Here is an 11,568-nt window from a genome sequence, read left to right on the forward strand (position 1 = left end):
GAGCGCAATCATCCGCAGCGACGACGTCCGCAAAGCAAGACCGTGCCGAACCTGCGGGCCAACATCGTCGAGGTCACCGGTTCGGCCTAGGAGGTCCACGGATCGTCGTCGAGGACCGCGTCGAGGGTCAGTGCCCAGCTGCGGGTGGTGCGGTCGAGGAAGGCGTTGTGTCCCTCGGCGGGCACCTCCCACAGGGCGGCGCGGTCGCCGGCGCAGCGGGCGGCGTCGACGTAGGAACGGCTGGCGGCCACCGGCACCTGGACGTCCTCGACCCCGTGGATGCACACCGTCGGCACCCCGGTCGGGACCCGGTGCAGCGGCGACGCCGCCTTGTACACCTGCGGGTCGTCCGGGTAGGACACCCCGAACAGGGCCTCGAGCGCCGCCCCGCCGGACCTCGTCGCCGCCCGGGACGCGAGGTCGAGGGCGCCGGCCTGCGCCACCACCCGGGTCGGCCGAACCCGCGAATCCTCTTGCCCGGCAACCCATACCGCAAGCTGAGCGCCGGCGGAGTGCCCGACGATCCGGACGTCGCCGGTGTCGAGCGGTACTGCCGAATGCTCGGGCAGCAGGGTCGCCGTCGCGGCCAGCGCGGCCTCGATGTCGGCGCTGGTCTCCGCCCACCCGCCGCCCGCCCCGACGCGCCGGTACTCGACGTTCCACGCCGCCACGCCGCGCCGGGCCAACTCGGACGCCAGCGTCGTCGACAGGTGGAGGTGGAAGTCGGCGCTCCAGTAGCCGCCGTGGATCAGCATGACCACGGGTACCGGGCCCTCGACCCCGGTGGGTGTGTACAGGTGCCCGAACTGCGCCGGCTCGGGGCCGTACTCGATCTTCTGTCTGCCCATGTCTACTGCAGGGGGGCCTGGGACCAGCGGTCGGTGAGCACCCCGAGCGCTCCGAGTGCGACAGCCGCCGCCGTCGACGTCCGCAGGACGGTCGGGCCGAGCCGAACCGCGGTCGCGCCGGCCGCGGTCAGCGCGGCCACCTCGTCCTCGGACAGTCCGCCTTCCGGCCCGACGACGAGCACGATCCCGGGAACCGACCCGAGGTCCAGGGCAGCCAGTTCCGCGGTGGCCGACTCGTGGAGAACCAGGGCCACGCCGCCGTCGGCGACGAGGGCACGTACCCGGTCCAGGACGGCCGCGGTCCGGTGCAGGTCGGCGATCTGCGGAACATGCGCGCGCCGTGACTGTTTCGCCGCCGCGACCGCGACGGCCTGCCACCGCGCAACACCCTTGGCGACCTTCGCGCCCTCCCACTTCGCGACGCAGCGCGCGGCCTGCCACGGCACGATCGCGTCGATGCCCGCCTCCGTCGCCAATTCGACGGCGAGCTCGGACCGTTCGGCCTTCGGCAAGGCCTGGACGAGCGTCACCGCCGGCGTCGCGACCGGCACCTCGTCCCGACTGGTGACCGACAGGTCGAGCCGGTCCTTGCCGACGTCGACGACCTCCGCGCGGGCGACCCCGCCGCGGCCGTCCGCCAGCATCAGCTGCTCCCCCACCCGGATCCGCCGGACGGTGGCCGCGTGCCGGCCTTCCTTGCCGTCGAGGACGGCGATCGCCCCGACCTCGGGCAGCGGATCGAGATAGAACACCGTGGCGGCCATGGGATCTCGCCGCGCCCGTCAGCGACCGCTGAACGCGTCGCGCAGCCGGGAGAACAGGCCGCCGTTGTGTTGCGACGCACTGCTGACGACCTCGGCGTGGTCCTTGTCGCGCAGGTCCTTGAAGTCGCGCAGGGCAGCGGTCTGCTTGCCGTCGAGCTTCGAGGGGACGACCACCTCGAGGTGTGCGTGCACGTCGCCGCGCACACCGGACCTGAGCTTCGGCATGCCGTGCCCGCGCAGGACCGCCACCGAGCCGGGCTGAGTGCCCGCGTCGACGGTGATCTCGGTGGGGCCGTCGATGATCGTGTCGACGACGACGGTGGTGCCGAGCGCCGCGTCGACCATCGGGACCCGGATCGTGCAGTGCAGGTCGTCGCCGTCGCGGACGAACACGTCGTGCTGCTGCTCGAGCACCTCGACGTACAGGTCGCCGGAGGGGCCGCCGCCGGGTCCGACCTCACCCTGCGAGGACAGCCGGATCCGCATGCCGCCCGAGACCCCGACCGGCACCTTGACCGCGATGTCGCGGCGGGCCCGGACACGGCCGTCGCCGCCGCACTTGTGACAGGGGTCGGGAATGGTCTCGCCGGCACCGCGACAGGTCGGGCAGACGCGGGCCGTCATCACCTGACCGAGGAACGAACGCTGCACGGACTGCACCTCACCGGCGCCGCCGCAGGTCTCGCAGGTGACCGGCTTGGAGTCGCCGTTGGTGCCGGAGCCGGTGCACAGGTCGCAGAGGATCGCGGTGTCGACGGTGATGTGCTTGGTGACGCCGGTCGCGCACTCCTCGAGGGTCAGCTTGGTGCGCAGCAGCGAATCCGCGCCGGGCTGCACCCGTCCGCGCGGACCGCGCCGCGCCCCGGTGCCACCGCCGCCGAAGAACGCCTCGAACACGTCGCCGAGACCGCCACCGAAACCGGCGCCACCAAAGCCACCGGCCCCGCCGCCGCCCTGCTGGAGCGGGTCGCCGCCGAGGTCGACGATGCGCCGCTTCTCGGGATCGGACAGCACCTCGTACGCGGTGGAGATGTCCTTGAACCGCGCCTGCGCGTCCTCGTCCGGGTTGACGTCGGGGTGCAACTCCCTGGCGAGTTTGCGGTAGGCCCGCTTGATCTCCTGATCGGTCGCCTTGGGTGAGACACCCAGAAGTCCGTAGTAATCCCGTGCCACGTTACGTCTCTCGTCCTCGTCGTCCGTCTACTCGAAAATGTCGCTCAACTCGAAAAAGTGGTGAGGACCGCCCCTCCCGGTGGGGTCCTCGGCGCAGTTCACCGCTCGGCGAGAACCTCGCCGATGTACCGGGCAACAGCCGCGACGGACGCGATTGTTCCCGGGTAGTCCATCCGGGTGGGGCCGAGCACGCCCATGCCACCGAAGATGTTGCCACCCGCGCCGTACCCCGTGGTGATCACCGACGTACCGCGGATCTGCTCGACCTGCGTCTCCTCGCCGATCCGGACGGTGACGCGGCCCGCGTCGTTGGTCGCGGCGAGCAGTTTGAGCACCACCACCTGCTCCTCGAGCGCCTCGAGGACCGACCGCAGCGAACCGGGGAAGTCGCCGGCGTTGCGGGTCAGGTTCGCGGTGCCGCCGAGCAGCAGGCGCTCCTCCGGGTGCTCGACGAGCGTCTCGATCAGCACCGTCGACGTCCGCACCACCGCGTCGCGCAGCGGCTCGGGTGCCGCGTCGGCCAGCTCGGACACCGCGACCGACGCCGCCGCGAGACGCTTGCCCTCGAGCGCACCGGCGAGCAGGGCCCGCAGGGTGGCGAGGTCGTCGTCGCCGATCACGTCGCCGAGTTCCACGATCCGCTGGTCCACCCGGCCGGATTCGGTGATCAGCACCAACAGCAGACGTGCGGGCGTCAACGCGACCACCTCGAGGTGACGCACCGACGACGCGGACAGCGTGGGGTACTGCACGACCGCGACCTGCCGGGTCAGCTGGGCCAGCAGACGCACGCCGCGACGCAGCACGTCGTCGAGGTCGACCCCGGACTCGAGGAACTCGAGGATCGCCCGCCGCTCCGCCGGCGACAGGGGCTTGACCTCGGCGATCCGGTCGACGAACTCGCGGTACCCCTTGTCGGTCGGCACCCGACCCGAACTGGTGTGCGGCTGCGTGATGTAGCCCTCCGCCTCGAGCACCGCCATGTCGTTGCGGACGGTGGCACTCGACACGCCGAGGTTGTGTCGTTCGACGAGGGCCTTCGACCCGATCGGCTCCTGCGTGGCGACGTAGTCGGCGACGATTGCGCGCAGCACCTCGAACCGTCGTTCATCGGTACTCGACATGCCCCTCACCTCCGTCTCACGGAACCGGTCCGCCGGTTCGGCGGCACACTACAGACCCCGGGCACGCGTTTCGCCCCGGCACCCCGCATTCTAGTCGTCTCGTGACGACGACCGGTGAAGGCCTTACTGTGGTGGCGCTTTCACACATGACCGGACGGTGGGCAGATGATTTTCAAGGGTGTGCGGGACGGCAAGCCGTACCCGGACCACGGACTGTCGATCCGCGACTGGTCCAAGATTCCGCCGCGGCAGGTCCGCCTCGACGAAATCGTCACGACCACCAAGGTGCTCGAACTCGACCGACTGCTGTCCGAGGACTCCACCTTCTACGGCGACCTGTTTCCGCACGCCGTGCTGTGGCACGGTGTCGTCTACCTCGAGGACGGGGTCCACCACGCCGTCCGGGCCGCACTGCGCAACCGCGTCGTCCTGCACGCCCGGGTGTTCGAGTACGACGCGATCCGCTGACCGCCCCCGCACTCAGCCGAGGATGTCGCGGATCACGCCGTCGGCGAGCAGCCTGCCGCGCGCGGTGAGGACCAGCCGGTCACCGACCCGGTCCAGCACACCGTCCGCGACGACGCGCTCCGCCGCCGCGACCTCGTCGGCGCGCAGGTCCGCGACCGGCAGCCCCGAGCGCAGGCGCAGCACCAGCATCACCCGTTCGACGTGCCGATCCTCCGCGGTCAGGACCTCGCTGCCGGCGACGGGCAGCACACCGGACGCGAGCTCGTCCGCGTAGCGGGCGGGATGCTTGACGTTCCACCAGCGCACCCCGCCGACGTGGCTGTGCGCCCCCGGGCCGGCGCCCCACCAGTCGCCGCCGTCCCAGTAGCCGATGTTGTGCCTGCACCGTGAATCCCCCGTCGCTCCGCTCGCCGAGTCGACCTCGTCCTTCGCCCAGTTCGACACCTCGTACCAGTGCAGACCGGCATCCGTCAGACGCGCGTCGATGCGCTCGTACCGGGCGGCCAGGACGTCGTCGTCGGGGGCGGGCAGCTCGCCCCGACGCACCTTGCGGGCCAGGGCGGTGCCGTCCTCGACGATCAGCGAGTACGCAGAGACGTGGTCGACGTCGGCGGACAGCACGGCGTCGAGGGTGGCGTCGAGGTCCTCGTCCCGTTCCCCGGGGGTGCCGTAGATCATGTCCAGGTTGACGTGGGCGAATCCGGCGGCGCGGGCCTCCCGGGCGGCCGCGACCGCCCGGCCCGGCGTGTGCGTCCGGTCCAGGACCCGCAGCACGTGCGGCGCCGCGGACTGCATGCCCAGCGACACCCGGGTGTACCCGGCGTCGAGGATCGTCGCGAAGAACTCCGGCGACGTCGACTCCGGATTCGACTCGGTGGTCACCTCGGCGCCGGGCGCGAGCCCGAAACTCGAGCGGACGGCGCCGAGCACCTGCGCCAGCCCCTCCCCACCGAGCAGCGACGGGGTACCGCCCCCGACGAACACCGTCTGCGCCACGGGCACCGCGCGACCCTGCCGGCCCAGCATCGCGGCACCGGCGTCGAGTTCGCGGCGCAGACCCTCGAGCCAGGACTGCGGGGACGCCGAGGTCCCGAGCTCGCCCGCGGTGTAGGTGTTGAAGTCGCAGTATCCGCAGCGGGTCGCGCAGAAGGGGACGTGGACGTACACCCCGAACGGCCGCGAACCGACACCGTCCAGCGCATCGTCGGGCAGCTCGAAGGCTCGCGCGGTCGGCTCGGTCAGGCGGGTACTCACAGTTCCAGTCTCCCACCGAGCCCGGAGTGATCCATCCCACACCACCCCCTGCCCTGCACATTTCCCCCCGATTTCAGGGAAATGTCGGCGCAGGTGTCGGAATGCGCGGAATGATCTGGCACAATCGTTGCCGTGACCGGACTTGGGATTGTGCTCGTGGCTCGCCGCCATGTCGATCTCAAGCGTGTCTGTAGCTGTTGCTGTCTTCCTTGTACTGCGTAGACGCATTCTCAACAGCCAGCCCAGTCCCGGCCGGTCTCGAATGTGGGCACGCGGGGACAGCCCTCCCCTCGACAGTCATGCCCGCCCTAGACCGGCGCCCGTACAGATCCACCTGAAGCAGATCTTGGAGCGCCCCCTGATGTCGCAGTCCGTCGACTCCTCGCCGCCCGCCGATACGGGCACCGTGCCGCGTGCCCGCACACCGCGGCCCGTGAAGCGCCGGTCCGAGGGCCAGTGGGCCCTCGGCTACCGCGAGCCGCTCAACGCCAACGAGCAGACCAAGAAGGACGACAACCCCCTCAACGTCCGCGCCCGCATCGAGAACATCTACTCGAAGCAGGGTTTCGACAGCATCGACAAGGCCGACCTCCGCGGCCGGATGCGCTGGTGGGGCCTGTACACCCAGCGCGAGCAGGGTTACGACGGCACCTACACCGGTGACGAGAACATCGACCTGCTCGAGGCGCCGTACTTCATGATGCGCGTCCGCTGCGACGCCGGCGCCCTCAACGTGGAGCAGCTGCGCACGCTCGGCGAGATCTCCACCGAGTTCGGCCGCGACACCGCCGACCTGTCCGACCGCGAGAACGTCCAGTACCACTGGATCGAGATCGAGAACGTCCCCGAGATCTGGAAGCGGCTCGAGGCGGTCGGCCTCAAGACCACCGAGGCGTGCGGCGACTGCCCCCGCGTCGTCCTCGGCTCCCCCCTCGCCGGCGAGTCGTTCGACGAGATCCTCGACCCGACCCCGGCCATCGACGAGATCGTCCGCCGCTACATCGGCGACCCGGCGTACTCGAACCTGCCCCGCAAGTTCAAGACCGCCATCTCCGGTCAGCAGGACGTGGTGCACGAGATCAACGACGTCGCGTTCGTCGGCGTCAATCACCCCGAGCACGGCCCCGGCCTCGACCTCTGGGTCGGCGGCGGTCTGTCCACCAACCCGATGCTCGCGCAGCGGGTCGGCGTGTGGGTGCCGCTCGACGAGGTCCCGGACGTGTGGGAGGCCGTCGTCTCGATCTTCCGCGACTACGGTTACCGGCGCCTGCGCACCAAGGCCCGGCTCAAGTTCCTGATCAAGGACTGGGGCATCGAGAAGTTCCGCGAGGTGCTCGAGACCGAGTACCTGAAGCGGAAGCTGATCGACGGACCGGCGCCGGAGAAGCCCGCGCGACCGATCGACCACATCGGCGTGCAGAAGCTCCGCAACGGCCTGAACGCGATCGGCTTCTCCCCGATCGCCGGCCGCGTGTCCGGCACGATCCTGCAAAAGGTCGCCGACGCGGTCGAGCGGGTCGGTTCCGATCGCATCCGCTTCACCCCGTACCAGAAGCTCATCGTCCTCGACGTCGCGGACGACAAGGTCGAGGAACTGATCGCCGAGCTCGAACCGCTCGGCCTGCAGGCCCGCCCGTCGCACTGGCGCCGGAACCTGCTCGCCTGCAGCGGAATCGAATTCTGCAAGCTGTCGTTCGTCGAGACCCGCAAGCGTTCCCAGGTGCTCGCACCCGAACTCGACCAGCGTCTCGCCGACATCAACGCCGACCTCGACGTGCCGATCACGATCAACATCAACGGCTGCCCCAACTCGTGCGGCCGGTCCCAGATCGCGGACATCGGTTTCAAGGGCCAGCTCGTCGACGACGGCGCAGGCAACCAGGTCGAGGGATTCCAGGTGCACCTCGGCGGCAGCCTCGGGCTGGACGCGGGCTTCGGCCGGAAACTGCGCCAGCACAAGGTGACCAGCGAGGAGCTGGGCGACTACATCGAGCGGGTCGTCCGGCAGTTCGCCAAGCACCGCAACGAGGGCGAGCGGTTCGCGGAATGGGCCGTGCGCGCCGACGAGGAGGACCTGCGATGACAGCGAGTGTCGACCTGACCAACGCCACCGAAGCCGAACTCCGCGACCTTGCCGCGCAGGGGGCGGCAAGCCTCGACGGTGCCTCCGCCGAGGAACTGCTGCGCTGGACCGAGGACACCTTCGGTTCGCAGTACATCGTCGCGTCGAACATGCAGGACGGGGTGCTGGTTCACCTTGCAGCGCAGGTGCATCCGGGCGTCGACGTCCTGTTCCTCGACACCGGCTACCACTTCGCGGAGACCATCGGCACCCGCGACGCGGTCGAGGCGGTGTACGGGGTCAACGTTGTCAACGCCCGCGCCGAGCGGTCCGTCGCCGAGCAGGAGGCCCTGCTGGGCAAGGACCTGTTCGCCCGTGAGCCGAACGAGTGCTGCCGGCTGCGCAAGGTGGAGCCGCTGCGCAAGTCCCTCGCCGGTTACAAGGCGTGGGTGACGGGTATCCGTCGCGTGGAGGCCCCGACCCGGGCCAACGCTCCGCTGATCTCGTTCGACGAGGCCTTCGGTCTCGTCAAGATCAATCCGATCGCCGCATGGTCGGACGAGGACATGCAGAACTACATCGACAAGCACGGGATCCTCGTGAACCCGCTCGTCGACGAGGGCTATCCGTCCATCGGGTGCGCACCGTGCACCTCCAAGCCAGCTCCCGGCTCCGATCCGCGCAGCGGACGCTGGGCCGGCAACTCCAAGACAGAATGCGGGTTGCACGCCTCATGACTGCTGAACTGACCGACATCCGACCGCTGCTCTCGGGCACCGACTTCGACACCCTCGCGGCGCTCGAGTCGGAGGCCATCCACATCTTCCGCGAGGTCGCGGGCGAGTTCGAACGCCCGGTGATCCTGTTCTCCGGCGGCAAGGACTCCACGGTGCTGCTGCACCTGGCGATCAAGGCCTTCTGGCCGGCCCCGATCCCGTTCGCGCTGCTGCACGTCGACACCGGCCACAACCTGCCCGAGGTGCTCGCCTTCCGCGATCACGTGGTCGAGAAGTACAACCTGCGGCTGCACGTGGCCCGCGTCGAGGACTACCTCGCCGACGGCCGCCTCACCGAGCGGCCCGACGGCGTCCGCAACCCGCTGCAGACCGTGCCGCTGCTCGACGCGATCGCCGAACACCGCTTCGACGCGATCTTCGGTGGTGGCCGCCGCGACGAGGAGCGGTCCCGCGCGAAGGAGCGGATCTTCTCGCTGCGCGACTCGTTCGGCCGCTGGGATCCGAAGAAGCAGCGCCCGGAACTGTGGAACCTGTACAACGGCAAGCACTCCCCCGGTGAGCAGGTGCGCGTCTTCCCGCTGAGCAACTTCACCGAGCTCGACATCTGGCGCTACATCGCCCGCGACAACATCGAACTCGCGAGCATCTACTACGCCCACCAGCGCGAGGTGTACCAGCGCGACGGCATGTGGATGACGTCCGGAGTGTGGGGCGGACCGCGGGAAGGCGAACAGGTCCAGACGCTGTCGGTGCGCTACCGCACCGTCGGCGACGGCTCCACCACCGGCGCCGTGCTGTCCGAGGCCGCGGACAACGACGCCATCCTGGCCGAGGTCGCCGCGTCCCGGCTCACCGAACGCGGCGCCACCCGAGGCGACGACCGAGTTTCCGAGGCGGCCATGGAAGACCGCAAGCGAGAGGGCTACTTCTGATCATGAGCGACCTGTTGCGCCTGGCTACGGCCGGCAGCGTCGACGACGGCAAGTCCACGCTCGTGGGCCGGCTGCTGTACGACACGAAATCCGTTCTGGCCGACCAGATCGACGCCGTCACCCGCGCGTCGGTCGACAAGGGCCTCGACACCCCCGACCTGTCGCTGCTCGTCGACGGCCTGCGCGCCGAGCGCGAGCAGGGCATCACCATCGACGTGGCGTACCGCTACTTCGCCACGCCGAAGCGCAGTTTCGTCCTCGCGGACACGCCCGGGCACGTGCAGTACACCCGCAACACCGTCTCCGGTGCGTCCACCGCCCAACTGGTGGTCCTGCTCGTCGACGCCCGCAAGGGTGTCATCTCGCAGACCCGCAAGCACGCCGCGGTGCTGGCGCTGCTCGGTGTGCCGAAGCTGGTCCTCGCGGTGAACAAGATCGACCTGGTCGAGGATCAGGCGACGGTGTTCGCCGACATCTCGCGGGAGTTCAACGAGCTGACCTCGTCGCTGGGCTGGGCGAGCGAGGACGTCGTGGAGATCCCGGTCTCCGCGCTGCACGGCGACAACGTCGCAGTGCGCTCCGAGAACACCCCGTACTACGACGGTCCGACGCTCATCGAGCACCTCGAGTCGGTGCCCGTCGACGCCGAGCCGCACCGGGTGGGACTGCGTTTCCCGGTGCAGTACGTGATTCGTCCGCGCACCGCCGAGTTCCCCGACTACCGCGGCTACGCGGGCCAGATCGCGGCCGGCGAGGTGCGCCCGGGCGACGAGGTCGTGGTGCTGCCGTCCGGCATCCGCACGACGGTCACCCGGATCGACACCGCCGACGGCGAACTCGACTCCGCGCACGCGGGCCGCAGCGTCACGCTCGTTCTCGCGGACGACGTCGACATCTCCCGCGGCGACACCATCGCGTCCCCGCAGGACGCTCCGGAACCGCTCGGCGACTTCGAGGCCACCGTGTGCTGGCTGGCGGAGAAGCCGCTGCGTCCCGGTGCACGACTGTTGCTCAAGCACGGCACCCGCACCACGCAGGCGATCGTCGGCGGCCTCGTCGAGCGGTTCGACGAGCAGGAACTGACCAGCGAGCAGAACCCGGAGTCGCTCGAGCTCAACGAGATCGGCAAGATCTCGGTGCGCGTCGCCGACCCGATCGTCGCCGACGACTACCGCGTCAACCGGCACACCGGCAGTTTCCTGCTGATCGACCCGGCCGGGGGCAACACCCTCGCCGCCGGTCTCGTCGGCGACGCGATCGCCGCTGTCGAGCTGGGCCAGCCGGTCTAGGTTTCGTGGCCTCCACCGCGCCCCTTGTCGCGGCGGCGGCGCCGCCACTGGTGCTCGTCGCGCACGGCAGTCGTGACCCCCGCTCCGCGCGGGCGGTCACGACTGCCGTGACGGCGATCCGGGAGTCGCGCCCGGACCTCGACGTCCGGTTGTGTTTCCTCGACCTGTCCGCCCCGTCGGTGGACCAGGTGATCGACGCCGTTGCCGCCGAAGGTCATTCGTCGGCGGTCGTGGTACCACTGCTGCTGGGCAGCGCGTTCCACGCGCGCGTCGACCTGCCCGGCATGCTCGCGGCCGCCCGGTCGCGGCATCCGGGACTCGACCTCGTCCAGACGGACGTGCTCGGCGACGACGACCGCCTCGTCTCCGCGGTACGGGACCGCATCGCCGACACCGGTGTCGCGGTCGAGGACCCCGACGTCGGCATCGTCCTCGCCGCGGTCGGCTCGTCCCGCGCCGACGCGAATCTGCGGACCGAGGCGATCGGGCCGCGACTGCGGGCCGGGACCGCGTGGTCCGGCGTCGAGGTGTGCTTCGCGACCACGTCACCGTCCCTGCCGGAGGCCGTCTCCCGGCTGCGGGCCGCCGGCGCGAGACGCATCGTCGTCGCGCCGTGGTTCCTGGCGCCCGGACTGCTCACCGACCGCATCGACGCCGCCGTCGACGACATCGCGCCCGACGCTCTGCGCGCCGACGTGATCGGCGCGCACCCGCACCTCGTCGAGGTCGTGCTGGCCCGCCACCTGGCCGGGACCGGCCTGCTCACCACCGCCCGCGCCGCCTGACCGCGCTCCCCTCTCGAGCGGCTGAAGGTGGCCTTCGTTGAACTGGTCCCCGGAAGTTGGACTGCGAAATTCGGTTCCGACTTCCGGGGAGTGGTGTCATGGATGCACGAAGTTCGTTGTCCGAGGGGCAGC

The 11,568-nt window shown here is 70.2% G+C and carries 12 protein-coding genes; 7 read left to right on the top strand and 5 right to left on the bottom strand.

Annotation, left to right across the window (positions count from 1 at the left end):
- Nucleotides 1–86: 86 nt before the first annotated feature.
- The 4 genes from ACFYVR_RS24545 to hrcA form a co-directional block, all read right to left on the bottom strand.
- Entirely contained in the window at nucleotides 87–848 is a 762-nt protein-coding gene (locus ACFYVR_RS24545) for an alpha/beta hydrolase family protein (protein ID WP_387478204.1), read from the bottom strand.
- Between the two features lie 2 nt (nucleotides 849–850).
- Nucleotides 851–1,612: a 16S rRNA (uracil(1498)-N(3))-methyltransferase gene (locus ACFYVR_RS24550; RefSeq protein WP_387478207.1), complete on the bottom strand. Its 762-nt coding sequence runs from the start codon at nucleotides 1,610–1,612 to the stop codon at nucleotides 851–853.
- Between the two features lie 18 nt (nucleotides 1,613–1,630).
- A complete protein-coding gene (gene dnaJ / locus ACFYVR_RS24555) occupies nucleotides 1,631–2,785 on the bottom strand; it encodes a molecular chaperone DnaJ (protein ID WP_387478209.1) in 1,155 nt (384 codons plus the stop codon).
- A gap of 98 nt (nucleotides 2,786–2,883) precedes the next feature.
- Nucleotides 2,884–3,909, bottom strand: coding sequence for a heat-inducible transcriptional repressor HrcA (gene hrcA / locus ACFYVR_RS24560; RefSeq protein ID WP_387478212.1), 1,026 nt, complete (start codon nucleotides 3,907–3,909; stop codon nucleotides 2,884–2,886).
- 165 nt (nucleotides 3,910–4,074) lie between these two features.
- Between hrcA and ACFYVR_RS24565 the strand changes: the two genes are divergently transcribed.
- Nucleotides 4,075–4,377 carry a type II toxin-antitoxin system VapB family antitoxin gene (locus tag ACFYVR_RS24565; protein WP_387478215.1) on the top strand — a complete coding sequence of 101 codons (303 nt, stop codon included), beginning with the start codon at nucleotides 4,075–4,077 and terminating at the stop codon, nucleotides 4,375–4,377.
- 12 nt (nucleotides 4,378–4,389) lie between these two features.
- Here ACFYVR_RS24565 and hemW read toward each other — a convergent pair whose 3' ends face one another.
- A complete protein-coding gene (gene hemW, locus ACFYVR_RS24570; protein WP_387478217.1) occupies nucleotides 4,390–5,631 on the bottom strand; it encodes a radical SAM family heme chaperone HemW in 1,242 nt (413 codons plus the stop codon).
- A 156-nt stretch (nucleotides 5,632–5,787) separates the two neighbouring features.
- On the opposite strand from hemW, the gene ACFYVR_RS24575 reads away from it, so the two are divergent.
- The 6 genes from ACFYVR_RS24575 to ACFYVR_RS24600 all read left to right on the top strand — a co-directional run bounded on the left by ACFYVR_RS24575 (nucleotide 5,788) and on the right by ACFYVR_RS24600 (nucleotide 11,436).
- The gene (locus ACFYVR_RS24575; protein ID WP_387478244.1) at nucleotides 5,788–5,853 is read left to right on the top strand and encodes an Ms4527A family Cys-rich leader peptide; all 66 of its coding nucleotides are present in this window, start codon (nucleotides 5,788–5,790) and stop codon (nucleotides 5,851–5,853) included.
- A 139-nt stretch (nucleotides 5,854–5,992) separates the two neighbouring features.
- Entirely contained in the window at nucleotides 5,993–7,714 is a 1,722-nt protein-coding gene (locus ACFYVR_RS24580; RefSeq protein ID WP_387478220.1) for a nitrite/sulfite reductase, read from the top strand.
- On the top strand, nucleotides 7,711–8,430 hold the full coding sequence (locus tag ACFYVR_RS24585) for a phosphoadenylyl-sulfate reductase (RefSeq protein WP_387478223.1): 720 nt from the start codon (nucleotides 7,711–7,713) through the stop codon (nucleotides 8,428–8,430). The genes ACFYVR_RS24580 and ACFYVR_RS24585 overlap by 4 nt, the downstream gene beginning before the upstream one ends.
- Nucleotides 8,427–9,362 carry a sulfate adenylyltransferase subunit CysD gene (gene cysD, locus ACFYVR_RS24590; protein WP_387478226.1) on the top strand — a complete coding sequence of 312 codons (936 nt, stop codon included), beginning with the start codon at nucleotides 8,427–8,429 and terminating at the stop codon, nucleotides 9,360–9,362. The genes ACFYVR_RS24585 and cysD overlap by 4 nt, the downstream gene beginning before the upstream one ends.
- Nucleotides 9,363–9,364: 2 nt before the next feature.
- Nucleotides 9,365–10,651 (top strand): sulfate adenylyltransferase subunit 1, encoded by a 1,287-nt coding sequence (locus ACFYVR_RS24595; RefSeq protein ID WP_387478229.1) that lies wholly within the window; start codon nucleotides 9,365–9,367, stop codon nucleotides 10,649–10,651.
- Between the two features lie 5 nt (nucleotides 10,652–10,656).
- Nucleotides 10,657–11,436, top strand: a complete 780-nt coding sequence (locus ACFYVR_RS24600; protein WP_387478232.1) for a sirohydrochlorin chelatase — start codon at nucleotides 10,657–10,659, stop codon at nucleotides 11,434–11,436.
- The last annotated feature ends 132 nt before the right edge of the window (nucleotides 11,437–11,568 follow it).

The sequence above is a fragment of the Rhodococcus sp. NPDC003318 genome, from assembly GCF_042879035.1.
Taxonomy (GTDB): domain Bacteria; phylum Actinomycetota; class Actinomycetes; order Mycobacteriales; family Mycobacteriaceae; genus Rhodococcus_G.

What these genes read in the sequence shown, in the direction of transcription:
- ACFYVR_RS24545 (WP_387478204.1), bottom strand. Translation starts at nt 848, where the DNA reads ATGGGCAGACAGAAGATCGAGTACGGCCCCGAGCCGGCGCAGTTCGGG.
- ACFYVR_RS24550 (WP_387478207.1), bottom strand. Translation starts at nt 1,612, where the DNA reads ATGGCCGCCACGGTGTTCTATCTCGATCCGCTGCCCGAGGTCGGGGCG.
- hrcA (WP_387478212.1), bottom strand. Translation starts at nt 3,909, where the DNA reads ATGTCGAGTACCGATGAACGACGGTTCGAGGTGCTGCGCGCAATCGTC.
- ACFYVR_RS24565 (WP_387478215.1), top strand. Translation starts at nt 4,075, where the DNA reads ATGATTTTCAAGGGTGTGCGGGACGGCAAGCCGTACCCGGACCACGGA.
- ACFYVR_RS24580 (WP_387478220.1), top strand. Translation starts at nt 5,993, where the DNA reads ATGTCGCAGTCCGTCGACTCCTCGCCGCCCGCCGATACGGGCACCGTG.
- ACFYVR_RS24585 (WP_387478223.1), top strand. Translation starts at nt 7,711, where the DNA reads ATGACAGCGAGTGTCGACCTGACCAACGCCACCGAAGCCGAACTCCGC.
- cysD (WP_387478226.1), top strand. Translation starts at nt 8,427, where the DNA reads ATGACTGCTGAACTGACCGACATCCGACCGCTGCTCTCGGGCACCGAC.
- ACFYVR_RS24595 (WP_387478229.1), top strand. Translation starts at nt 9,365, where the DNA reads ATGAGCGACCTGTTGCGCCTGGCTACGGCCGGCAGCGTCGACGACGGC.